This window comes from Cytobacillus sp. FSL K6-0129 (genome assembly GCF_038007625.1).
Taxonomy (GTDB): Bacteria; Bacillota; Bacilli; order Bacillales; family Cytobacillaceae; genus Cytobacillus; species Cytobacillus kochii.
Window position 1 is genome coordinate 667,926 of sequence record NZ_JBBOXM010000001.1, and the last position, 24,953, is coordinate 692,878.

General features: G+C 34.3%; 24 protein-coding genes. 7 read left to right on the forward strand and 17 right to left on the reverse strand.

The features are described from left to right. Window positions 1-6: 6 nt before the first annotated feature. Window positions 7-1,422 (reverse strand): MocR-like pyridoxine biosynthesis transcription factor PdxR, encoded by a 1,416-nt coding sequence (gene pdxR, locus MHI57_RS03260; RefSeq protein ID WP_340974981.1) that lies wholly within the window; start codon window positions 1,420-1,422, stop codon window positions 7-9. Between the two features lie 114 nt (window positions 1,423-1,536). Here pdxR and pdxS point away from each other — a divergent pair, with 114 nt between their 5' ends. From pdxS to MHI57_RS03275, 3 genes are all read left to right on the forward strand, one after another. Beyond that, complete coding sequence (gene pdxS, locus MHI57_RS03265) at window positions 1,537-2,424, forward strand: pyridoxal 5'-phosphate synthase lyase subunit PdxS (RefSeq protein WP_322909365.1); 888 nt, start codon at window positions 1,537-1,539, stop codon at window positions 2,422-2,424. Window positions 2,425-2,426: 2 nt separating this feature from the next. Then, window positions 2,427-3,017, forward strand: coding sequence for a pyridoxal 5'-phosphate synthase glutaminase subunit PdxT (pdxT, locus tag MHI57_RS03270; RefSeq protein ID WP_340978529.1), 591 nt, complete (start codon window positions 2,427-2,429; stop codon window positions 3,015-3,017). 720 nt (window positions 3,018-3,737) lie between these two features. Continuing rightward, on the forward strand, window positions 3,738-4,295 hold the full coding sequence (locus MHI57_RS03275; protein ID WP_340974984.1) for a cysteine hydrolase family protein: 558 nt from the start codon (window positions 3,738-3,740) through the stop codon (window positions 4,293-4,295). A gap of 163 nt (window positions 4,296-4,458) precedes the next feature. Here MHI57_RS03275 and MHI57_RS03280 read toward each other — a convergent pair whose 3' ends face one another. The 4 genes from MHI57_RS03280 to MHI57_RS03295 form a co-directional block, all read right to left on the reverse strand. Continuing rightward, window positions 4,459-5,802 carry an FAD-binding oxidoreductase gene (locus MHI57_RS03280; protein ID WP_340974986.1) on the reverse strand — a complete coding sequence of 448 codons (1,344 nt, stop codon included), beginning with the start codon at window positions 5,800-5,802 and terminating at the stop codon, window positions 4,459-4,461. 851 nt (window positions 5,803-6,653) lie between these two features. After that, window positions 6,654-7,865, reverse strand: coding sequence for an MFS transporter (locus tag MHI57_RS03285; protein ID WP_340974988.1), 1,212 nt, complete (start codon window positions 7,863-7,865; stop codon window positions 6,654-6,656). A gap of 141 nt (window positions 7,866-8,006) precedes the next feature. After that, a complete protein-coding gene (locus tag MHI57_RS03290) occupies window positions 8,007-9,143 on the reverse strand; it encodes an FAD-dependent oxidoreductase (RefSeq protein WP_340974989.1) in 1,137 nt (378 codons plus the stop codon). Window positions 9,144-9,292: 149 nt separating this feature from the next. Beyond that, entirely contained in the window at window positions 9,293-9,883 is a 591-nt protein-coding gene (locus tag MHI57_RS03295; protein ID WP_340974990.1) for a TetR/AcrR family transcriptional regulator, read from the reverse strand. Window positions 9,884-10,228: 345 nt separating this feature from the next. On the opposite strand from MHI57_RS03295, the gene MHI57_RS03300 reads away from it, so the two are divergent. Then, complete coding sequence (locus MHI57_RS03300) at window positions 10,229-10,813, forward strand: NAD(P)H-dependent oxidoreductase (protein ID WP_340974992.1); 585 nt, start codon at window positions 10,229-10,231, stop codon at window positions 10,811-10,813. Window positions 10,814-10,842: 29 nt separating this feature from the next. Here MHI57_RS03300 and MHI57_RS03305 read toward each other — a convergent pair whose 3' ends face one another. The 7 genes from MHI57_RS03305 to MHI57_RS03335 all read right to left on the reverse strand — a co-directional run bounded on the left by MHI57_RS03305 (window position 10,843) and on the right by MHI57_RS03335 (window position 16,098). Next, the gene (locus MHI57_RS03305) at window positions 10,843-11,505 is read right to left on the reverse strand and encodes a hypothetical protein (RefSeq protein WP_340974993.1); all 663 of its coding nucleotides are present in this window, start codon (window positions 11,503-11,505) and stop codon (window positions 10,843-10,845) included. 855 nt (window positions 11,506-12,360) lie between these two features. Then, the gene (locus tag MHI57_RS03310; RefSeq protein WP_340974994.1) at window positions 12,361-12,819 is read right to left on the reverse strand and encodes a DinB family protein; all 459 of its coding nucleotides are present in this window, start codon (window positions 12,817-12,819) and stop codon (window positions 12,361-12,363) included. A gap of 55 nt (window positions 12,820-12,874) precedes the next feature. Continuing rightward, complete coding sequence (locus tag MHI57_RS03315) at window positions 12,875-13,249, reverse strand: VOC family protein (RefSeq protein ID WP_340974996.1); 375 nt, start codon at window positions 13,247-13,249, stop codon at window positions 12,875-12,877. Between the two features lie 12 nt (window positions 13,250-13,261). Beyond that, window positions 13,262-13,888: an NUDIX hydrolase gene (locus MHI57_RS03320; RefSeq protein WP_340974998.1), complete on the reverse strand. Its 627-nt coding sequence runs from the start codon at window positions 13,886-13,888 to the stop codon at window positions 13,262-13,264. A 15-nt stretch (window positions 13,889-13,903) separates the two neighbouring features. Then, the gene (locus tag MHI57_RS03325; RefSeq protein WP_340975001.1) at window positions 13,904-14,383 is read right to left on the reverse strand and encodes an NUDIX domain-containing protein; all 480 of its coding nucleotides are present in this window, start codon (window positions 14,381-14,383) and stop codon (window positions 13,904-13,906) included. A gap of 22 nt (window positions 14,384-14,405) precedes the next feature. Next, entirely contained in the window at window positions 14,406-15,182 is a 777-nt protein-coding gene (locus tag MHI57_RS03330) for a hypothetical protein (protein ID WP_340975004.1), read from the reverse strand. Between the two features lie 28 nt (window positions 15,183-15,210). Then, window positions 15,211-16,098, reverse strand: coding sequence for a hypothetical protein (locus tag MHI57_RS03335; RefSeq protein WP_340975005.1), 888 nt, complete (start codon window positions 16,096-16,098; stop codon window positions 15,211-15,213). A 341-nt stretch (window positions 16,099-16,439) separates the two neighbouring features. Here MHI57_RS03335 and MHI57_RS03340 point away from each other — a divergent pair, with 341 nt between their 5' ends. Together MHI57_RS03340 and MHI57_RS03345 are read left to right on the forward strand one after the other, a co-directional pair. Continuing rightward, window positions 16,440-16,619: a hypothetical protein gene (locus tag MHI57_RS03340; RefSeq protein WP_322909370.1), complete on the forward strand. Its 180-nt coding sequence runs from the start codon at window positions 16,440-16,442 to the stop codon at window positions 16,617-16,619. Window positions 16,620-16,883: 264 nt separating this feature from the next. Continuing rightward, on the forward strand, window positions 16,884-17,645 hold the full coding sequence (locus tag MHI57_RS03345) for a SurA N-terminal domain-containing protein (RefSeq protein ID WP_340975008.1): 762 nt from the start codon (window positions 16,884-16,886) through the stop codon (window positions 17,643-17,645). Window positions 17,646-17,793: 148 nt separating this feature from the next. On the opposite strand, the gene MHI57_RS03350 is transcribed toward MHI57_RS03345, so the two are convergent. From MHI57_RS03350 to MHI57_RS03365, 4 genes are all read right to left on the reverse strand, one after another. Further along, entirely contained in the window at window positions 17,794-20,247 is a 2,454-nt protein-coding gene (locus MHI57_RS03350; protein WP_340975009.1) for an ABC transporter permease, read from the reverse strand. Continuing rightward, on the reverse strand, window positions 20,234-20,920 hold the full coding sequence (locus tag MHI57_RS03355) for an ABC transporter ATP-binding protein (protein WP_340975011.1): 687 nt from the start codon (window positions 20,918-20,920) through the stop codon (window positions 20,234-20,236). The genes MHI57_RS03350 and MHI57_RS03355 overlap by 14 nt, the downstream gene beginning before the upstream one ends. A 105-nt stretch (window positions 20,921-21,025) precedes the next feature. After that, window positions 21,026-21,937 (reverse strand): sensor histidine kinase, encoded by a 912-nt coding sequence (locus MHI57_RS03360; protein WP_340975012.1) that lies wholly within the window; start codon window positions 21,935-21,937, stop codon window positions 21,026-21,028. Further along, window positions 21,925-22,590 (reverse strand): response regulator transcription factor, encoded by a 666-nt coding sequence (locus MHI57_RS03365; RefSeq protein WP_322909374.1) that lies wholly within the window; start codon window positions 22,588-22,590, stop codon window positions 21,925-21,927. The genes MHI57_RS03360 and MHI57_RS03365 overlap by 13 nt, the downstream gene beginning before the upstream one ends. 388 nt (window positions 22,591-22,978) lie before the next feature. On the opposite strand from MHI57_RS03365, the gene MHI57_RS03370 reads away from it, so the two are divergent. Then, on the forward strand, window positions 22,979-23,932 hold the full coding sequence (locus tag MHI57_RS03370; RefSeq protein WP_340975016.1) for a calcium/sodium antiporter: 954 nt from the start codon (window positions 22,979-22,981) through the stop codon (window positions 23,930-23,932). 77 nt (window positions 23,933-24,009) lie between these two features. Here MHI57_RS03370 and MHI57_RS03375 read toward each other — a convergent pair whose 3' ends face one another. Next, window positions 24,010-24,762 carry a class I SAM-dependent methyltransferase gene (locus tag MHI57_RS03375; RefSeq protein WP_322909375.1) on the reverse strand — a complete coding sequence of 251 codons (753 nt, stop codon included), beginning with the start codon at window positions 24,760-24,762 and terminating at the stop codon, window positions 24,010-24,012. Window positions 24,763-24,953 lie beyond the last annotated feature (191 nt).

Below are 24,953 nucleotides of genomic sequence, written 5' to 3' on the forward strand. Positions count from 1 at the left end.
ATTTATTTAATCAATCTCATCCATCCCCCACGCTTTGAACAATGCTTTCAAGCTGTGTTCCAATTGCTCTTCACGAATACCTGCAAAGCCTAATATAATTTGCGGTTCTTTATCATCTCTTCTAATTATGGAGTAATTAGATAAAGGATAAATTTTCAAGCGCTCTCTTTTTGCGCGTGCTACGAGTTCGCTTTCATTCATTCCGTTCTTGACAATCAATACGACATGTAATCCAGAGCTTTCTCCCATAACTTCTAATTGCGGAAAGGACTTGAGTACGTTTAGAACTATTTCGACCTTTCTTCTATAAACTTTTTTCATCCGGTTTAAATGCTTTTCAAACTCCCCGTCTTTCATAAATCCACTTAAAGCATTTTGGTCTATTCTCGAAACCGTGCAATGATAAAAAGATAATTTTTCTTTATAAGATTTAACAAGGGGTTTTGGCAAAACCATATAACTAATTCGCAATGATGGAATAAAAGATTTAGAAAAAGAGCCTAAATAAATAACCTTTTCCCCTCTGTCCATACTTTGCAGAGACGGTATCGTTTTTCCGTTATAGCGAAACTCGCTGTCATAATCATCTTCAATAATGTAGCGATCATCCTTCTCTGCTGCCCAATTCAACAATTGTTGTCTTCGTTGAATCGGTAAAACGGTTCCATAAGGGAAATGGTGTGAAGGTGTCGTATACAGGATATCTATAGGTGATTTTTTTATGGCGTGAATGTCGACTCCTTGTCTATCCACTAAAAGTGGATACACTTCATATCCGTAATTATGTAGTATCTTCATCATTAAATGGTAACCTGGGTCTTCCACCCCATAGACTGTATTTTTATCAAATAGAAAAATCAGCTGTTGTAAAAGAACTTCTACACCTGCACCAATTACTATTTGTTCAGACTTGCAAGTTACGCCACGGGAATGATATAAGTACTGCGCAATTTCCTGCCTTAAATCAAGTTCCCCTTGGTTTTCACCAAGCAGTAATGAGGACTGATGAACCGGTTCAATATGTTGTTTCACATACTTTCGCCATTTATCATATGGAAAGTGAACAGTATCAATTTGGCTCGGGTGAAAATCATAAATCGCGGTTTGTTCTTTAGGATAAACACCAACTGTTGAACCTTCATTCTTCATTTTACTTTCGATATATTCTAAGTCTGTTAATGGTAATATAAAGTAGCCTCTGCGCGCTTGTACTTCAATATAACCTTCCGCTTCAAGCTGTTCATACGCTGTTTGAATAGTATTTTGACTTATTTTTAACAAGGTGGCTAATTTTCGTTTAGATGGAAGCTTATCTCCTTCTAATAATCTTCCCACTGTTATTTCGCCTTTAATATAGTCATATAATTGCTCATATAAAGGTACATCACTGTCTCTTAACAACTCACAAGCTAAGTAATCCATCTAACTGCCCCCTCTAACTGATACTATAAAATTATCAAAAACTGATACTTACAATCATATCAGTTCCTTTTTATACTAATAAACAAATCTGAAAAATGCAATGGAGGAATGAAAATGAGTCAATTAGTAGGTACAGAAACAGTAAAACGCGGGATGGCACAAATGCAAAAAGGCGGTGTCATTATGGATGTCGTCAATGCTGAGCAAGCAAAGGTCGCTGAAGCAGCAGGCGCAGTTGCTGTTATGGCATTAGAGCGCGTGCCTTCGGATATTCGTGCAGCTGGAGGAGTCGCTCGCATGGCCGATCCAAGAATTGTAGAAGAAGTGATGCAGGCAGTGTCTATTCCTGTCATGGCCAAAGCTAGAATTGGACATATTGTTGAGGCACGAGTGTTAGAAGCAATGGGTGTTGATTACATAGATGAGAGTGAAGTATTAACCCCTGCAGATGAAGAGTACCATATTTTAAAAAGTGAGTTTACGGTTCCATTTGTGTGTGGATGTCGTGATTTAGGTGAAGCAGCAAGAAGAATTGGTGAAGGTGCATCCATGTTAAGAACGAAAGGTGAACCGGGCACAGGTAATATTGTTGAAGCAGTAAGACATATGAGAAAAGTTCAAGCACAAATTCGGAAAATCACTTTAATGAATGATGATGAACTCATGACAGAAGCTAAACTCTTAGGTGCACCATATGATATCCTTCGTGAAATTAAGAAAAATGGCAAATTACCAGTAGTAAACTTTGCTGCTGGAGGGATTGCAACACCAGCAGACGCTGCTCTTATGATGGAACTTGGTTCTGACGGTGTCTTTGTAGGATCGGGTATTTTCAAATCTGAAAATCCAGAAAAGTTTGCTCATAGCATTGTGCAAGCAACAACGCATTATAAAGACTACGATTTAATCGGGAAGCTTTCGCAAGAACTCGGTGCTGCTATGAAAGGATTAGATATTTCTAAATTATCCTTAGAAGAAAGAATGCAGGAGCGTGGTTGGTAATGTTGAAAATTGGCGTACTCGCCTTGCAAGGAGCCGTTTCTGAGCACATAAAACAAATCGAGTCAGCCGGGCAAGCCGCTGTAGCCGTAAAAAAAGCAAGTGAACTATCATCACTTGATGCTTTAATTATTCCTGGTGGAGAAAGTACGGCAATAAGAAAACTAATTGATTATTATGAATTCAAAGCACCAATTCAACAGTTTTCAGCAGAAAAGAAACCAATTTTTGGCACTTGTGCGGGTTTAGTATTACTAGCTAATGAGTTAGCCGATGGTAGTGAAGCGCATTTACGGTTAATGGATATAAGTGTAAAGCGAAATGCCTTCGGTCGACAAAAGGACAGTTTTGAAACAATGTTACAAGTAAAGGGCTTCACAGACAATGTTCCAGCAGTATTCATTAGAGCGCCCATTATTACAGAAGTAACAGAGCATGTGGAAGTGTTAGCTACATATGATAACCAAATTGTAGCTGCCAAACAAGATCATCTACTTGTTACCTCCTTCCACCCTGAACTGACAGAGGATAATCGTTGGATGAAATTATTTATCGAGATGGTAAAACAAGCACATCAAATGTCTACCATTCATTAAATTACAAAAAGAGCCTTGCTACAGATAACTTAAAAAGAAATGCCCGGAAAAGAGCTGTTTCCTAAAAGGAATTTTCCGGGTTCTTTATGTATTGATTTACTCTCCTGTTCCTAACCTGCAAATCTATTCCTAATCGTGAGAAATTATCAATGGCAAGATGCCGAAACACACTTGCTTACTTCGGTAAAAATACGCTCCTTTCTTCGAGCCCAATTGTTTAGAAGAATAAAAAGTTCTTTTTACATATTTTGCAATAAATGCCTTTGGCTTTAATATCTTAACTTTATTAGCAATTCGGGACAAATTTACTTTAGTAAGGGACTACTAAACGCTACACTATATATGAAGTTATTTATCAAATAGGGATTTATCTACAAAATTACGGAATTAAAGATTAGATTAAGTAGAAATATGGTAATTAGGCTTTTTCATACATTTATACAACTTTATTCGTTATCTCGATCATAATTTAAAGTTTTTATTTTTTCTGCTGCAATGATTAAAAGGTGAAGTTTTTTTCCTTCTTTTAAGTATTTGTGTAAACCATTACAATCAAACAATGCAGCATGGATTGGTTTTTTAATAGTTATCTATTATTTTATGGTTTTATTTTAAATGAAACTTGGAGTTATTGTAAACTTAAAAAAATAAGTGAAAACTGTCTTATAATGTTGGCTGTTGTAAAAATAAAACGAGTATTAATGAATCAGGGGGATTTTCATGGAGCAAAAGAATATGGGTTTGATAATTGTAGATGTCCAACAAGCGTTTGATGATTCTAAATGGGGAGAACGTAACAACTTAAATGCAGAGGAAAATATTAGTAAAATACTAACACTTTGGAGAAAAAAAGGTTGGCAAGTCATACATATTCAACACAAATCTGATCAACCGCATTCGCTTTTTCATCCTGCTAATGAAGGGTTCTCGATAAAAGAATGTGTTAAACCTATTTCAGGTGAAGAAGTAATAACTAAAAAGGTGAATAGTAGTTTTATCGGTACCAACTTGGAGAGCTATCTCAAGTCTAATGAATTAAAATCTGTCGTAATAGTGGGTTTAACTACTCCCCATTGTGTATCAACAACTACAAGAATGAGTGGAAACTTAGGTTTTAACACTTATCTTATCTCAGATGCAACGGCAGCATTTTCCTTAAAAGACCAGCACAATAACTGTTATGATGCTGAGACGATACATAATATTTCTCTTGCAACTTTAAATGAAGAGTTCGCTACTATACTTACAACTGAACAGTTGATAAAAGCAATCAAATAGACTTCATTTATGCAGAATATTTTTTTATAAGGTTAAAACAACCTCAATATGTAAAAAGATGAATAGCATATAGAAGTATTGGTGATTTTAGTCATCCCTATGAAGAGCCTTACTATTTCATACATAGTAAGGCTCTTCATAGTAAGCTGTTATTTAACTGATATTAATCATAGGGCGGTATACTCTGTGGAAAATGAAAGAAGTTTTCTGGATCGTATTTCGTTTTTACTTCTCGTAACCTTGCAAAATTATTACCGTAATATGCTTCTCCGAAATTTTTTATATTTTGATCTGGTACGTTTACATATGAACCCGTTACATATGGCTTGATAAGCTTTCTTACTCTTTCAACAGATGCAATATTAACTGCTTCTTGTGATTTATGCTCCCAACTTGCATTCCATTCCACATAAAATAAAGGATTTCGCCAATAGAAAGCTGTTTTGTCAGTTGGGACTCTCCCCAATGCACCACCCCAGTTGATAAAAAAGAAATTAGCTTCTGTTCCTGTTGCTTCTTCCAAAAACTTTCTCATAATCGCATACGGTTCATTTGGCCATATATCTAGACCCCAAGCTGAAGAAAATTTCACACTTTGATCAGAACGACCTGGAATGGGCTCGTCAGGATCTAAGAAATCGATTGCATCTGGATACGGTAAGGTCTCAATCACGATTCTCGAAGGTGTTCCGGCGCTAGTTAAAGGTCGTAGCAATTTTGTAAGTTCACTTTTAGAACCTTGAAATATACCTTCTGCGTGACATAATCCATTGATTTTACTATAGACCTCTAATAAGCAGCCTAACCTCTCATCCACGAATGGTGCCCATTTTTGCCATGCTTTCACAACTGTTTCAAATTGTTCCCATGGCCAAACGATATTAAATACAGTAGTGGCTTTAGGTGCACGTCGTACACTAAATGTATACTCAGTATTGTAGCCAAAATTACCGCCACCGCCCCCTCTGGAAGCCCAAAATAAGTCCGTATTCTCCTTTTTATTAGCAGTAATGATATTTCCATTTGCATCAACAGTTTTCAACGAAAGAAGATTATCGCTAATTAGCCCAATCGATCGTGATAGTACACCAAACCCACCACCCATTGTAATGCCACCAATACCAACAGTCGGACTATCTCCAAAGGGAGCAACAAAGCCATTGCGAGCCAAGCCTTTTACAAGTGGACCAACATGAACACCCGTTTGCACTGTCGCAATACCCTTTGTCTTATTCAAATGCACCTTTTGCATGTCACTGACATCAATCACAATGCCTCCCTTCACAACTGAAAGGCTCTTATCTAATGCATGACGCCCACTTCTCACACGCAATGGAACATTTTTTTCTCGCGCCCACTTTATTGCATTGCTTACATCTCTTGCGTTTTGTGCAAAAACAAATACAAGTGGAAAAGTATCAACATAAGGATTCCAATTCAAAACAGCTTTGTCGTAACCTGGTTCACCTTTAAAGATCACACGTCCAGTTAACTCACTCGCCCCCATGCACACCACTCCCATTATATACTGTTGAACATTTTTAATTGTATGAGTAGATGAACGATGGTATGTGAAAAAGTAAAACATAACCTTCCTATTTTTTGTTTCTGTTGATGAAAATAAATATTTATTAAGCGACTCTTGAAAGACGTTGTTGTTTTTTATCACAATTACAAAAAGGCTAGCTAAAAAGTGTAGTCTTCCTGCTCCAAAAAAAGCAGTGGTATAGGAGTAAGTTCCTCAAAGATGACTATAGCAGCAACTCCTGCAGGTATCCAACCTTAATTGAATGATACTTTTCTCAAGGCCGAATACAATCCTTTTGATATTGATGGTAAGTGGGACAGTTACTATCCAGTCGGACCCGCCTTATTCTCCACTTTTTTAATTAAAACAATCCCCTTATTTCGTCAGTTTGCTTTAAGACAGTGTCATAGTTTCTTAGATTTTATACTTGAGTATAAATCTTACATATCAGAATGAAATAATTTACTTATAAAGGGAATAGGGATGATATTTAATTTTTTCTCAGAGCTATTGTCAGTCATAAATACCTCAAAGAACTTATTAATAAAGCGAGTTTCTTCTATAATTTAGTGTGTCTTTTGAAAATAATTTTGAATCATAATATAGTTCTATTAAAATCCCCTCGAATAGATACACTCATTAATAGTATACTTTCGAGGGGATATCGCAAGCTAATATCTTTGTAAAAGAAGAAATTCCATTGGTTTTTTCAAATAAATAAAAAGTAACTTTCTTACGTTTATTTATTTATAATTAAAACCGTAACTTATTGGGTTACGTATAACTACCGAAGTTTAACAGGTAATTAGCTACAATAGCTTAGAATCTCATCAGTTACGGACATAATGTTTGGCTTTTAAATATACAGTAATTGCAATTACAATACCAATAAGAGAGAAGGTCATTATTATTGTTTGTATATTTACTCCGATTGAAGCAAGGCCACTTACAAGTCCATAGGCTATTGGATCAAAGCCATTCATTGCTAGAAATATAATACTCATAACCCTCCCCATAATTCTGCTATCAGTCCGCTCTTGAGCGGCTGTGAAAAATGGAATAAACACAAATGACATTGAAAATCCAATAAAAAATACAACAATAGTCAATAGTAATAAGCTTGAGACTTGACTAAATATTAAAGTTACAATTAATGTGGCAAATAAACCAAGTGTAGAGACCAACCCTTTCCTTTTGATCTTTACAAAACTAAGCAATATTGTACTGCTAAGTGTTCCAATTCCCAATGCAGATTCCATTATACTTAGGTTAATGGGAGTTCCATTAAAGTTATCTACTATTAAAGGAATTGCTACATGAAGAGTACCAAATGAAAAGAAGTTTAAAGTTATTAATACAATTATACCCACTAGCAAAAAATTACTTTTCCTAATATAAGAAAAACCTTCTTTGAAATTTTGCAGAGGAGTAGTCTTTCCTAAATCTTCTGCAGGAGCTTCTTTTATGAAAGGCGGAAATATAACAAATGCTGAAAGAAATACTAAGATTGTAGCAATAAAATAACTCGTTGATATCTCAAATGATTCCATAATTATTCCCGCTAAAACTGGACCAGCAATAAAAGCAACCTGATCAACACCTTGGAAGTAGGCATTAGCTTTTTGCAATTGATGTCTCTTAACTATTTTGGGAATCATTGATGTACTAGCAGGACCAAAGAAAGCGTCTAAAGCTCCAAATAATCCTGCCAATATCAATAAGATCCATAAATTCATATTGTCAGTGTCAACTAATAGAAAGAGAATTAAAAGCAGTAAACTTTGAGCTAAATTAGTTCCAAACATAATAGTGGTCTTTTTATATCTATCAGCTACAACGCCACCAAAAGTCATCATGATTAATCTAGGGACAGTAGCTGCAACTAAAACCAATCCAAGTGAACCTGCCGATCCTAATTCAGTAATTACATACCATGTTGTAGTTGTTAAAAACATGCTAAAACCAACAACAGCAAAAATCCCTGCAATGAGTAATAATACATAGGTTTTATTTTTAAATAAAGGTGTTTCTATTTCATTCATAAGGACCCTCCTTTAGTTGGTTTTTAAATCTGAATGAACGTTCGTTTATATTATTTGACGGTTAATATTATATATTCATATTAAAAGATATCACTATAAAAAATGGTATACGGCTACTTAAAAGTAGCCGTATGTTACAAATTAAGAACTCCAATCTATCTTATAATCATCTGTTGTCATAAACTCTTCAATAATATTTGCTTCAGATGTCGCAAATGCTGAATTTTTAATGGCTTCTACACGTTCTTTTCTATCGAATTCGTAATAATGAAATGCATCTTGATAACTGTGTTCATTTAACATCTTAGCAATATACATGGAATCTTCTAATGCAAATGAAGTACCATACCCAGTGTTTGGATTTGTCGTGTGAACTGCATCACCTATTAATGCAACCCTTCCCCTTGACCAAGAAGGTAAAGGATTAATATGATACACTTGCCTTGGTAATACGAACTTCGAGTTTTTTATTATTTCTTTTGCTGGATTATCCCATTCTTTCATTCTTTCAAGAACCATTTTAATTACCTTATCTACATCATTCTGTTCAAAATCTTTTGATGCCAATTTTCTCTTTTCGAACGTACCAATTTGCCAGGAAATATTGTCAGTACCTGTTGGGTGACTTCTAAATACATACATTGTTAAATTTTCGTCTTGATAGATAGTTGAATTTTCTTGAATTAATTTTTCACTATTTTCTAGTATATCTGATGATGTTAGTCCTACCATTGTCCACATCCCTGAATACTTTAAAGCCTCATGTGGAAACAAAGTTTTTCTAGTTGCTGAATGAATTCCATCAGCTCCAATTAGAATATCACTTGTATCGTGTGTACCATCCTCAAAGTAAACCGTTACCTCGTTTCCACTATCAACAAATGTTTTGAGTCTTTTTCCATATTCGATTTTCAATCCTACTTCTTCAACTTTACTCATCAAAGCTTTTATTAGCCAAGAACGATTAATTGTTATAGATTGCTCACCAAATTCACTGCTACTTGGTAATGAATATCTCATAACCTCTTCATTTTTTTTATTTCTGATTGTTACCCTCTTTTGAAGTAAACTATTTTTCGATATATATTCTTCCAGCCCTAAAGCCTTTAACACACGAACTCCCGTTGGTGGTATTTCAAAAGCAGCACCAGCGTCTGCATAATGTGGAAACCCTTCACATATACGAACTTCGTAATTTGCCTTTTTCATAAATAGAGCTAAACTTAATCCCGCTATACCTCCACCACTTATGATTACCTTTTTACTATTGTTATTCATATAATTCTCCTCCATTTATATGACCATTCGTTCATTTATTTGATAAAATTTTTTGTGATTTTCTATAGGAAATAGGAAATTATAATTATATGACCTTTTGGTCATATAATTATAAAAAAAATTTCACCTCCTTATGTTAATAAAAATACTTAATTTTTTGCTAAACCTTGTAGAAAAATAGTAATGACATTTTCATAAGTTTTATCAAGATCATCTACACTATCCAATAAGTATTTAGTCATGCTAAGGTTAGTGAAAACACTATACAGTGCTAAAGTTACATCATGAATATTTATTAATTTAAATTCGTTATGTTTAACACCCTCATTAATAATTCCATAAAATAAATCAAATTCTTCTTGAATAAGATATCTTGCCTTAATCTTAAATTCATCGGTACCTACAGTCGAAATGAATTCTGGCACAGTTCTTTCTAAACCATAACTAACATTATCGCTATAGTATTTTCCTATGGCATAAAGTTTGTTTTTAGCACTTGGTAAGTTTTTAATTTCTTCTAGAATATCCACTTTCCACTGCTTGAAACTTTCTTCTAAAGCTTGAAAATAAAGCTCTTCTTTACTAGAAAAATGTGTATAGATGTTTCCTTTACTAATTCCAATAAATTTTCTTATATCCTCTATAGATGTACTAGTGTATCCTTTCTGTTCAAATAAGATGGTTGCATTATCAATAATCTTTTTCCTTGTTACTTCGCCCTGTCCTGCGGGTCTAACCATATTTTCACGCCTTTCTCATTATATATAAGGAGTAAACTACGTTAAATTATAACCCATACTCTTTAAAATTAAGATTTATAATTTTATATTAACGTTAAATGAACAATCGGTCAAGTAATGAAGTTTTTCTAATTAATGATATTAGTTTCCAAATACTGTTGTATTAAACCTGTTTATAATAGTAAAAATAAGACCTTATAAAAAGCTAATGATACCTTCGTCATTTTTACTATATTATCTTGAGCTTTACTTTAATTTGATTAGGTGTTAACATTACGGCAAGTTAAGTGAACGACCGGTCGTTTATTTAATTGATTGAAAAAAATATGATAAGGAGCCTGTAAAATGAAACACTTGATAATCTTTGCTCATCCACATGAAAATAGTTTAAATCATTCATTTTTAGATTCAACTACTCAAGCATTAGACAAGTTAGGCCACGAATATATTGTAAGGGACCTTTATAAACAGAATTTCCAGCCTGTTTTGACATCAGAAGACACTTCGAGAATGAAAGAAGGGAATACGCCAGAAGACATTGCAGTTGAACAAAAGTACTTAATTGAAGCTGATAATGTCATTTTAATTTATCCAATTTGGTGGACCGGTTTACCTGCCATTATAAAAGGCTATATTGACCGAGTTTTTGCTTTTGGTTTTGCATATGTTCACACTGAGGAAGGTACTATGCAATTGTTAAAGGGAAAAACTGGATTAATTATAAATACTTATGGAACACCTCATGACATATACGAACAGATGAATATGAATGAAGCCATGAGAAACACTTCTGATATTGGAATTTTAGATTTCACCGGGATAGCGCCTTTGGACCATTTATTTTTCTCCGATATAGGGAATTTAACAGAATCAGCTTATAAAAAAATGATTAAAGATATTGAAGATAGAGTTACAACCCTTTTTAAATAAAATTAAATGGATTTCCTTAGGAAATCCATTTAATCAAGTTGATCATAAAGTTCAATATGTTTACTTATAACTTTCCGATTACTTATCTTAAACACAGATATTTCATTTTCCTTAACAGATAAAAATAATCCCGTTTCAAAATCTGTTGATTTATCTTTGAAATATATGCCATCAATATTATTCTTTGAATAATCAAAGCTTAATTCATTATTTTCAATGTTTATATAGGCTTTTCTTCCAATATGGTAATCCCAATCTTTATAAGGAAAAGCTAGGTTTTGGGGTACTATATGAATTTCTAAATCGGGTTGGTTTTTTATCAAAAAATTAATAAACGACCCATGAACAATTTCTTCCAATCTGTTTTCACCCGTATGAGTTATCACTAACTGTGTAATATTGAGTTTGTCTTTAATGTCAATGAAGATTTTATAATAATCTTCTTCATTTCTATACAGTTTAATTTCATAACTGTCTGCTTGAAAATATAAGCTCAATTTTTTACTTTCAGCTAATACAAAATTCAGCTCAGTGCTGTTTGAGTCTTTCTTAAGAAATAAAACATGTAATGTCCCCTGAAATGTTTTAGCTAATTTATAACCTCTTTGAATAGTAGTCGGACTATACGAATCCATATCAAGAACAACTAGTACTTTTTCATTGCGTTTGTCAGGAATGAATACTCTATCCATTTCAACACCGCCTATCTTGAGTGATTAAGAATCAAATACATTTATAGGATGGTTTAAGAAACTAAATTTCTTCTTTAGCTTCAAAATATATTTCTCCATTAAAGTATGAACTTAAAAAACACTTTTAATGCTTTTAAATCTTTATTTTAACTAAATTTGTTAATCAATTCTCACTTTGGGAAGTAACATCAATACTAATTAGCTGGGGTATACTCTTTTTATCTGAAATAAAGATAAACTTTCTGATACTGCTTACTGCTACGCTACTTGCTTACATTATAGTTAGTGGTATAAGGACTTTAATATGGAGATGTAATAAAAAGATATAATAGAATTCAAAAAAGATTTCATGGAATAATCCACTTAAACTAACGATTGATAGACTTTAATAAGTCAAATTTAAAAGTATTAGTTCGATGGGGGTATACTTTATTTTAAATTAGTAATAAAATTATCTCTCACATGCCCAATTATCTTTATCACGATCGTGTTTTGAGGCATGTTTTCATTCATTCTTTAAAAAAACGAATCGTGCTTTATCACTATTTCTTAACATGTATAATACTTAACCAACAAATCGCGCAACGAAAAAGCTAGATTCCCTATGTTCGAAAATGAGATCAATTCATAAGGGAATAACCATTAAAAATACATTCGGAACTTTTGAACTTGATATGGTTTAGCGGCTACTTATTAAATTAAAAGTCTCTTAAATTATTATTTCGATTAGTAGCAAAAAACCAGCTAATCCCTAGACAGTACATTAGCTGGTTTTTGTTATAAATACATAGATGTAAAAAGAGCACACTCCTTCCTCCGAAAATGCGCCCTATTCTCGAATAAGAACTAAATTTATCAATCGTTATTTTTAATTAAAATTTGATTGTGAATATGGTGTTCCATATGCGAAAGATAATCTTGAATAAGCCACTCGAGTGTCTTATGTTGATTATTGCCTATGTCACAAAGTTTAGATAAGCTTTCTCTAGGAACATTTTTAACAATATTGAGAATTTGCTTATTTAATGTCTGAAAAAGGTTTATTATTTCACCAAGCGGTCTATCTTGATAATTCTGAAGCTTTACCCATTGATCTTGATTATATGATTGAATAACATACATTTGTTCTTCATACTGAATTTTTATAAACCTCTCAATATTATTTATTGCAGAGTCACATAAATGTCCTAAAATTTCTTTTTTTGACCATTTATTTGGTAATGGTCGATTCGAAATTTCTAATTCTGACATAGAATTGTACTCATCTGGTAATGTTTTTATCCAATGATTGATCCCCTCAACTACCTTTTGCATATTTCTCTTCCCCCCTAAAATTTTTATAAGACGAATATTCAACTGTACTGGAGGTCTATCCTTTTGAAGTTAGCCGTATATAATATCCATCTGGGTCAATGACTCTAAAATCAGTTGCCCCCCAACTTTGGTGTTTAATAGGAGATTCTATGACTCCTAGTGCGACTTTTGTGATTTGCTCGTAATGATCATTGACGTCATCCACACTTAGAATCAACTCAACGCCCACTCCCTTATTTGCTAAATTCCTTTTTCTAAAGTAATGGTCCTCGTCTAGAATGGATTCTCCTGTGAGTAAGAGAAAAGTATCCTCATTCTTAAACAAGGCACTATTCTCCCCTTGTTTCATAAGGCTACATCCTAATATTTCTTGATAAAAATGAATCGACTGGTGCAAGTCTATGACAAATAATTCAATTTTGAAAGCCATCAACTACCTCCTTTATTTTACTAGCAATGGTTGAATCAGTCTGATGACATCTTGATAAAATGAAGGAGAATGCGGAACAAAGTTTGCTTGAGATATATTAGTGTTCAGCTCATCACTTTGCCTAGGATCTAAGATAGATCGGTCTATAATAGGAATCGTATCTTGTTCCCCCACCCATAATCGGCAAAAATCAGTCCATTTCACTTTAACCAAACCGGCTACTTCTTCCTCTTGAAGAGAAAATTGATCCCAGTTGAATAATCCACGATATAAAAAAACATGTGCATGCTCTCTATCTTTCATCTTTTCGGTTTCTATGGCATAGCGAAGCATACCAACAGAGGAAAGTTGTTTTATAGAGACATCGATGCCTAGCTCTTCCTCTACTTCCCTAACTCCATCTTCAATGGTTTCATCCGCTAATAAATGCCCTGCAGCAGTAATATCTAGCAAATTAGGATAATCTTTCTTTTGCGCACTTCTGATTTGTAAAATGAGGTAGTCTGTTTCTCCTTCCTGACTTAGTAGCCAACAATGAAAGACTTCATGCCAATAGCCATTGTCGTGCGCGTCGTCTCTTGTTGCTATACCAATTTCGTTATAATGTTCATCAAAGATTTTCAAGAATTCTTTAGTCATGTATGCCGTCCTTTCCTACAACCAATCTTCTAGTACACTCCAACTAATAGTGGCTTTGCCGTTGTCTGATTTCATTGTGCCGGTATAGATTAATTCATTTTCCAGGTGTTCATTATAATGACTAGCAATGGCTCTCGACGTTTCAGAAACGTTTTCTTTTTGCAGATTTTTCATCCTGACCCAGCACAATTCTCCTTCCTCACCTGAAATAATCGGTACATTATCCTTTAAGTTTGCAAAGAAAACATATTGAACCCTTATCTCATTTTCATCTGCTTTTAATCTATGAACAATATACTTTAACTGTAGTTTATCTAACATAAGTCCAGTCTCTTCCTTCACTTCTCTTATAATCGCACGTTCTGGGTCATTTAGCTCATCTGGCTCCATATGACCACCGATTGGAACGAGTTTCTCTGGAAGAAATGCGTGCGTGGAAGGTTTTTGTAATAATAAAACTTCACCATTTCGATTGGTTAAAAACGCAACGGCCATTTGCCTAAACCTCACTCAGTAATCACTTCACTTCCCAATTGACTTTTATTCTCCCCTTTAAATCTGAACCAGTTATGAAAACACGATACTCACCTGTTGTATTTGCTGTAAAATAGATTCGAAAATTGTTCACGTCTTGATCGATTGCCTCTATCATCTGATAAGACACATCTTGATTTTTTTCGTCTAAAATATAATAACCATAGCCACCCTCATTTTCAGGTAAAAATTGAATGGTTATGTAGACTATTTCACCACGAGCAAGTGAAATAGGAATAGGGTGCATACCATTAAAATGAGTAAATTGAGCAGAAAATGAGTTTTCTGACGTTTGTTCATGCCAGTCTTTCTTCTCTGTATAATCTATGGTGGATAAGGCAACTAACACGGGAAGAAGTAGGACAATTACCCATAACTTTTTATGATAGTGTTTCACGATTTTATAGCAAAAGAAAAAGATAACAGCTATAAATGCAGCGAAAACACCTGCGAAAAAGGTAAAAAAGCTGAATCCCGTAAGAGGAAAGAAAGCTATAAAGCCAGCGACTGTATAAAAGATGGCCTGAGCTGACAAGGATAAAGTTAATTTAACCGAAAACCCATCAATAACCACAGCAACGAGTAGAGCATAAATGATGCAATAAAGATAAACCCATGATTGATATGACTGCTTCCATGCGTATAAATCAAAACCAACACTACTTAGAAGGAAAACATTTAGTAGAATAAGTAAGAAAGTGAGTGTAGTTAATAGATTCATTATATATGATAGAATGGATTGGTTTTTATCCGTGTTCATATGTACAACCCCTATGAAGCAAAAGATTTTATTGAAAGATCTGTAATTTCTGCTGATTATTAATGGCAATAATGCCTATCCATTGTTGTTTAGCTACAGCAAAATTCAACTGATCGTCTCCCCAATCCCAAGAAGGGTTCCATACCCCCTCCGTTGTAATTGTTTTATGTAAGTAAACAATATTTTCTTCTACAAGATTGCGATATTGATGATATAGAAGGTCCTCTTTATTATGAATTAAATCTAGTGGCGTTGCGCCATAACTTTTCCCCCATGTATCTGGTAATTTGTTCATCGCTCGCTCTGCTAGTTGATGGATTTTAGCAAGCACTTTTTTGGAATCACCCATTTTGTCCTGTAATAAGTTAGCTGCCTTCTGATAATTATTAATCTCATGAAATCCCATGTCTTCCGCTTGCTGCAGATAGGTTAAGGCTTTTTCAATTACTTGCCATCCCAACTTATTTGCTTCACTCTCCTCGTTCGACCAATGTATCAAATAGGCAGCTAATTCAACTGATGGATTATACATCCACTTAGATTGAACATCTTTTGTATATTGCCAATGAGGGGCATGGGGATAAAGGTTATGTTCTGGTGTTACTGTGAGCCAAAGTTCCGCTTCTCTATTATAAGAAAGTAATAAATAGTTGACGAGATTCCTTACTATCTTTTCATCCTTAGTCGCATTCACTTCTATTAATTGTTGGCACGCTGACCATGTAGCAATAGCCGAAGAATCTGGCAGCCAGAAATCGGGTTCCAATCCATTGCCGAAACCTCCATCTTCGTTTTGGTAGGACGCTAAATACTGAATGACCCTTTCTCGTGACCCTCCATCAAATAGGTATTCCCATCGTGCCAATTCAAGTGGTCGAGCATTACGCTGCATCCAAATCTTCGTTTTTTTATTCATCCTGTCTCCTCCTTAATCATAGCGTCTTGAATAGAGCTCGTTAGTCAAGATTAGAAAACTGACCACGGCTACTGGCATATCTTGATGAGAGCTGTTTAAACTTTGTTCACCGTTTTCTATTGCCTCTTTTCCTTCTGCCATTGTTTCATCTAAGGAACTAGATGAAGAATCATTATATTCACTAAACGCGTCAGCAATATATCGTGAATAATGAAAGCATCACTAATATTCGATATCATTTTGCGCCTTATCATTCATTCTATTGCTTAAGCTTCATAGATAGTAGAAACCTTCCATATAATTATAGAAGAATACATTCTAACTTAGGAGGTCTATTAGCAATGAATTTGTTAGGTATGATTACTTTTCTCTTATTAATTATTGCTGTTGATTATTTTAACTTTGATAGGGATAGAAAAAGATGGGGTTGGTTGAAAGGTGCAAGTCGCGCAAAGAAAGCAATTTGCATATCCTCTATCCTTCTACTTTCTATCATATCTTATCTAGGTTTAAGTATGTGATATTCCCTCTGAAAATTCTTATAATTTTTGTTACTTTTGTAATAAAAGAACAGGCATTTTTTCCTCTTTAATATGAAAAGAATGGCTAATCTCTTGTTTTGCTGGTATCATATGTAAATAGTTAAAATTTTTATTGATTTTTCAATTTGATTACATCGCATAATTGGAGGGTCTATTGGTTTCTTTTTAGCCAAACATACTATATAATGCGCACTAGATGATTTTAATCAAAAAATCATTCTGCTTGCAGGAAGGAGATTGATTATGAAGAAATGGACAGTTTTATTAATGACAAGTTTGATGGTGCTTTTCTTAGCCGCTTGTGGAGGAGACGAAGAAGCAAAAGATGCTGAGAAGAAGGACGAAGGGCAAAACACTGAACTATCTGCTGAAGATAAGAAAAAACAAGAAGAAATGCAGAAGAAATTAGACGAACAAATGGTTGAGGATGATTCAACTGTTGCTGTAGTGAATGATGAAAAAATCTTAGGTGTTGATTATAATTTGACACTTACTACACTACAAGGGCAAATGCAACAAATGGGTCAAGACCCAACTACTAAAGAAACATCTGAACAAATGAAGACTCAAGTAATTGATAGCCTTATTGGACAAGCACTTATCCTTCAAGAAGCAGATAAAAAAGGGATTAAAGCTTCTGAAGAAGATATCAATGAACAATTTGAGCAGACAAAAGGTCAGTTTGAAGATGAAAAAGCCTTTGCAGCTGCTCTAGAACAATCTAAATTAGATGAAAAAGAATTAAAAGCACAAATCGCTGATAGCATTCAATTCAACCAATACGTTGAAAAAGAAGTACCTACTGGTGAAGTATCAGAAGATGAAATCAAAAAAGCGTATGAAGAAGTAAAAACACAAAGTGAAGGTGCCGATCAAGAAGTGCCAAAACTTGAAGATGTAAAAGAACAAATTAAAGCATCTATCCAACAGCAAAAACAACAAGAAGTACTTGCTCAACATGTTGATGACTTGAAAGAAAAAGGGAAAGTTGATATTAAGATTTAAAATGGTATCTCATCCCGAAACGAAGGGGCATCAATAAGTTAGATACAGTTATATTATTAGGCATTTGGGTAAAATGAGTTCGGTACACTACCGAACTCATTTTTCATTTAAGACTTTTACAGTCAAATGGCAATAGGGATGGACACGTTTAATACATATTCTCCTGCAATCGCTCAGTAATTGATTGTTTTGTCATTTTTTTGTAGGTTAGCAATGGAACTGTCACACAAATAATGACTACGACTAATGACACAAGTACCATTGGGGTGACTGGGAACTGATAGACTGCATATTTTGAGACTGAATTAAATAAAGTGAATAATCCATAAGCTATTCCATTTCCTAATGTCCATACTAATCCCAAGGAAATCATAGCATAATATGCGCCTTCAATCGCAACCATCTTATTCACTTGCTTCCTTGTCATGCCAATACTTTCTAATACAGATAACTCTTGTTTTCGGTTGATTATTCCGGTAAACATGATATTAATAAAGTTCACAATGCCTATTAAGGCAAGTAGAACAGAAAACCCACCACCAATAAGTGAGATTGCAATTTTTGATAGCTGCAGATTATCACGTAGGGCTTCTTTTGTTTCGATTTGGAAATCACCGTATTTCTCAGATATCTGTTGGATTTGTTGATGGACTTCCTTGTCTTTTCCTTTTTCGACGGACACATAGACCGACCCGATCACTGGTTGAACTTTACCATTGAAGGTATCCATAAATTTTTCCGGTACTATTAAGGTCGGTGCCCAGTGATTAATTCCGGATGATCTTAGAGAGATTGGTAGGTAGCCTCCAAAATTAACTTTATATTCTTTACCTGAGATTGGATGAGTGATATCAAAATGACTTGGAAGCTCATAGGTTCCCTCCAGTGATTGACTTAAATAGACCGTATTTGACTTGGGTAAATCTATATTGCTAGTTATTTCACTGGTCTGAATACTAAATAAACGTTCGAAATCCTCACTTTCTAAGCTAATAATTTCACCCTCAAATCGCTTTGCCAGATCTGCTTTTGAAATACTATCCTTAGCCCAATTATAATAAGATGAAAATTCATCCGAAAATTCTGCTTTATATTTAGATTCGTACTGCGGCATAACAGCAGTAACTCCAGGAACTGCTTTAACTTCATTGATTAGTTTGCTCGATAAATTGTAAACCGGTTCAAATTCCCCATCATCACCAATCATATAGCTATTACGCATTTCAATATCGCTTACCATAGTTCTGGACACATAATTCTCAATATCCAAGCTTTCAACAACTGTAAAAACCGATAAAAATGTGGTTAAACCAAAGAATAAGGACATAAAAACTACAGTGGTCCTTTTACCATGTCGGAAAATGTTTCTCCATGCCATTTTCCCTATTTTCCCACCATGGGTTGTTAACTTCGTTTTTTTACTTTGAATTTTTATATCTGTATAACGAGTTCCTTCTACTGGTGATATCTTCCCAACCTTTCGGGCTGGTTTCCATACACTAATAAGAACAGTCATAAATGCGAAGAAACTACTTAATATAATGAGTACTAACTGTACTTGCCAATATCTAAAGAAATTGGGTAGGCCGCCATATAAAGCAAAACCAAAAGCTAAAGCGATAGCTATGGCACTACCAATTGGAATACCAATGACAGAAAGGCTCAATGCTTGTCCTCTAATAATTTGTTGAAGCTGTTTAGCAGTAGTTCCAATTGTTTTCAAAAGTCCATATGACCGAATATCGTGTGAAATCGATAGATAAAAGATATTATAAATAAGTAAGTATCCACTAAACATAATGAGGAGGACAACTACTCCAATACCTACAAGCATCAACATCTGATCACTTGATCCAGATAAATTAAAGTATGTTGCAAATGCTTGAGAATCAAGTGTTTTTATTTGCTGTTCTAACCGTTCTACTTCATCTACTGCGGTTATTCCTCTTTTAAACTGAACATCTGCATACCCGTTATTTTCTATGGTGTGATTTGTACTTTCTAAGTAGGCTTTTGAAACAAACCCAATACTGGTTAAAGGATTATTTGAAGCTAGTGGATCAGTAAACCACCCTGTAAGAATAAATTCCTGCATAACCTGATTCCCGTGCTCATCAGAAATCGGTAATTCAATTTTCAATCCCTTTTTCGGTGTTGAACCAGTTAAATGGTTAACTGCTTCAACCGAGAGCATGATTTCATTTTGCTTTTTCGGGTATTCTCCCTTTATTGGATATAATGCATCTTGCTTCATTTGAAATGCTTCTTTTGATAAGTAACTTAATTCAATACGATCATCATCCATTTCACTACTTGCAACTTGTGTAATTTGACCTATTCGTTCAACTGAAGATGATTTATCTAAAGTAGATAACTGTAATTCTGTCGGATTGGTTAAATATGCATCAGCTGCTGTTCCCGCAGATTGAATCCAATTTACTTCATTGAACCGATAAGCATTCATGCCAAAAAGGATCAAGGCACTCAGCATAAAACTTGTTAAAATAATCGCCAGTAATGCTACTTTATTTCTAGACTTATTTTCTTTCAGTAAACGTTTAGATAATGTATGAATGACCTTTCGATTATTAACCTTTAGCATAACCCATACCACCTACGATCTGACCATCCTCTATTCGTATGGTGCGATCCGCCATTTGTGCGATTTCTTCGTTATGTGTAATCATAATAATTGTCTGCTTAAAACGATCACTTGTTACTTTTAATAAGCCAATCACATCTAAGCTCGTTTTACTATCTAAGTTTCCTGTAGGCTCATCTGCAAGTATTATTGAGGGTTTTGTTGCCAGTGCTCTTGCTATAGCAACACGCTGCTGTTGTCCTCCTGAAAGTTGATGAGGAAGATTGTATACTTTATCCTTCAACCCTAATAATGTAATAATCTCCTGAACATATTCCTCATCGACCTGATTGCCATCTAATTCTATTGGCAAAACAATATTTTCATATACATTAAGGACAGGGATTAAATTAAACTGTTGAAAAATAAACCCAATTTTACGTCTACGAAAAATGGTTAGTTCGTCTGCACTTAAGGCAAATAAAGATTGACCATCAACGATTACCTCACCTGAATCTGGAAAATCCAAACCACCAAGCATATGGAGTAAAGTGGATTTCCCACTACCTGATGTCCCGATTATCGTTACAAATTCTCCATGCTCAATTTCTAAGGTAACATGATCTAATGCTTTGACAATATTCGTTCCACTACCATAGAGTTTTTTTAAAGCGTTTGCTGTAACTATGTTCAAATGTCTCTCCTCCAAAATACTTGTTTGTTAACAATGTAATTGTAAAAATTAAATCTTTCTATGTTCTTTCTGAAATCTGTCACAATTGAAAGAAATGAAAAGTATTTATGATTTTGGAAGAAAAACTGAAAACAATGATCCTTGATTTTGCTTAGAGGCAACTTTAATATAACCACCTTGGAGCATAATAATTTCTCTTGTCAAAAACAAGCCTATCCCTACACCTTCCATATGATACACCTCTTTAGAGCGGAAAAAACGAATAAAAATCTTGTTTATTTCTGATTCTTTTATTCCAATGCCTGAGTCCTGGATGTCTATCCTACAGAAGCTTTCATATTCAAGTACTTTAATTGTTATTTCTCCTGCTTCTTTCGTATATTTATTAGCATTATCAACAATGTTTAATAATGCCTCTTTTGTCCATTTATAATCAAAACTAGCTTGTTCTAGCCCACATTGAAGATGAATACTTTGTTGCTTCTCGTTAAACATGGGCTGCAAATCTTTAATAATATCTTCTAGTAAAGGTCTCAATAACTGTCGTTTTGGCGTCACATGGATCATACCGGTTTCTAATCGCGAGGTATTTACTAAGGCTTGTACTAAAAAGCTTAATTTTGTCGTTTGATGGTTTAATTGATTAATATAAGTCTTTCCATTCACTGATAAGCCTTCCTCATCTAACAGTTGCCCATAAAGCATAATATTGGATATGGGTGTTTTAGTTTGATGGGCTATATCAGATATTAATGTCTTTATCTCGTCACGTTCTTTTGAAAGCTGTTCTTTAGATGTCCCACTTTCTAAGAGATACTGCCTCATCTTTGTTTCTATCGCGGATAATTTTGACTCATCATACGTCGACTCTCTGAATTGTCCGTTCTTAGCTGATTCAATCATCTCAGATAAGCGATTTAACATTCGGCTCATTTTTCGCTCATAATACCATTTCCCAAATAGCCATGTGCTTATAATAGATACAATCATCACCAACAAAACAGCTATTTTTTCCATGAGTAGCCTATCCCGTATACTGTTTCAATTCTATTCTCTACCCCTAACTTATCTCTCAGCCTTTTAATAGCAACCGAAAGAGCATTCTTCTCAACAAATGCTGATTCATCCAACCATACCTTATCTATCAACAGTTCTCGTTGTAGAGTTTGCCCTCTATTGATGATTAATAAGCGCAACAATTTCTGTTCCGTTTTGCTTAATTCTATTGGCAGTGATTGATTCATAAATTGCATTTTTTCAAAGTTGAAATAAAAATTTCCGATTTGATAAATATCTGTATTCTGATGAGATTGTTGTCTACGGAACACCGCTGAAACTCTTGCCCGTAAGATCATTAAACTGAATGGTTTCGTTATATAGTCATCGGCACCAAGTTCTAACCCTCTCACAATATCGACTTCAAGATCATTTGCTGTCAGAAAGATGAAAGGACACAAGTCATTCTTCATCATAGCTTGAATCCATTCAACACCATTTCCATCTGGCAAATTAATATCTACAAGCATCAAATCATATATATCCTTATGTAAAGCAACAGTCGCTTCTTCTAATGTATATACTTGAGTAAATGAATAATTATCTTGTTTCAAACTCAGGGTAATGCCTTGATTCAGTGAAATATCATCCTCTATTACTAAAATTTTTTTCATCCTTACGCTTCCTTCCTAGAGACAATTGACATAAACCTGTCCCCCTTTTATTTATCCTTTCCATACTGGACGTATGTAAAAATGCATTCATCAGTTTTAAGTAAAAGCTACAAGTTAGCACCTCAATCAGGGAAAATCATCTTCTTTACATATTAAGTACTTCTCAGAGTTTGTGCAAACAACATCAGCTATTAACAATTGAACACGCTTCCCTTTATCTTGATCTTTTAGTGCTTGTTTCCCATTGCTTTGAAATTTCATTGATTAATGATAAACGCTTCATTTTTTCAAACATAATTAATATACATCCACAACAAATTCATGGTATAAACAGGTGTAGGAAGAAAATAATAGTAGGTATCCATATATGTAAAAGGGAGCGTGGATGATGACTTATATTTTATTACTTGTTGGATTCGCATTATTGATTAAAGGGGCTGATCTTTTTGTTGACGGTTCTTCCAATATTGCTAGGTTGTTAAGAGTCCCGCCCATTTTAATTGGGTTAACGATTGTGGCATTTGGTACAAGTTCACCTGAGGCTACTGTTAGTATTATTGCGGCACTTGAAGGAAGTGCAGATGTTTCACTAGGGAATGTACTTGGAAGCAATATCTTTAATATCACACTTGTGGTCGGTGTTACAGCCTTTTTATATCCATTGAAAGTACAAAGTGAAACCATAAAAAAAGAAATCCCTTTCACATTACTTGCAAGTGTTACTTTGCTCATTCTTATGAGTGATGTGGCATTACAGGGTTTTGACAGTAATTTACTTACTCGTAGTGATGGTCTTGTCTTTTTATTATTTTTATCTATATTTCTGTACTATGTCATTGAAATTGGTCTAAAAAGTAGGCAGAATAAAGAAAATCTAACTACTCCTAAAGACATTACGTGGGGTAAAAATATATTCATTTCGATTTTAGGTCTGGCGGCCATTATTTTTGGTGGGAATTTGGTCGTTAACAATGGGACAGAAATCGCGTACTCCCTCGGTATGAGTGAAACATTAGTAGGGTTAACAATTGTTGCAATAGGGACCTCTCTACCGGAGCTAGTAACTTCAATTACTGCAGCGTTAAAAAAAGAGAGCGAAATCGCTTTGGGTAATATTGTAGGTAGTAATATTTTTAATATTTTATTTGTACTTGGTGCCTCGGCAACCATCTCACCATTAGCCGTAAATGATAAAGTCTTTATTGATGTCATTCTTATGATAATCTTAACGATTGTTCTATTTATATTCTCGCGGACCAGTTTTAAAATCGGCAAAAGAGAAGGGTTCATTCTCGCTGTCGCATACATTATTTATTTGGTTTATATTATTATTCGTAATTAAAAAATGCTATAAAATAATTGAATGTGCATGATAAAAAAAGACTTCCATTTCTAGTTTGAAAGTCTTTTTTGTTTACCCTATATGTTTGGCTTACGACATTTGATAATAAAGCTAGTCGGTAATAGACTAGCTTTATCAGGTGAATACCAGCCATTACTATGTCTTTCTTTATCTTCTTCTGTTATACAGACCTCTTCGATTATTTGCTCAATATGAAAGCCAGAAGCAATAAGTAAATTTATATATGTACTTAATTTATATTGTTGCATTGTTGCTGGTTCCTGCCATGCATGATGATTATAAGCACCTTCCTCATGATAGCTTTTAGTCATAACGAGTTGTCCATTTTCGTGGCTCATTCTATTATATAGTGGGTGCTCCCAACTAAAGATAAATAAACCACCATCATTTAAATATTGAAAGACATTGGCCAATGTCTTTCTTAAATCCGTCGACCATCCGATCGCGTATATTGAAAAGACAATATCAAAATACGCACTTGGAATACCAGGATTCTCTTCCATTGGAGACTCAAATAATTGAATCGATGTATTACTTTCTGCTAATAAGTGCTTAGCTGTTTGAATTTGCACATGAGATAAATCAAGCCCCCATAACTCACTAGGAGATTTTCCATCTAAATATTTGATTGAATGACCACTCCCACATCCTAATTCCAATATCCTCTTTCCTTTCACCTCACCGAATAACTGTAAATCTTCTTCTGTAGGTGCGAACGGACCATATTCAGGTAGCGGGTTTCTAGCAAAAAAACGCTCTGCGGCTTTATCCCAACTTTTTTTGTTTTGTACTAACGTTTCATTATTCATACTTTCACCTCTTAAGAACATACATTCGACTATTGAGTAGTGAAACCCTGCAAATTATTTTCGTATTTTAAAAAAAAGCGATATATACATACCATTGTGTATTATTCTTTTAGTCCTTTCCTTTCAGTTCTTTCCACCTAGCAATAGCCACATTCACTCGATGTGCATTTATAATTAACTATTCTAGCATG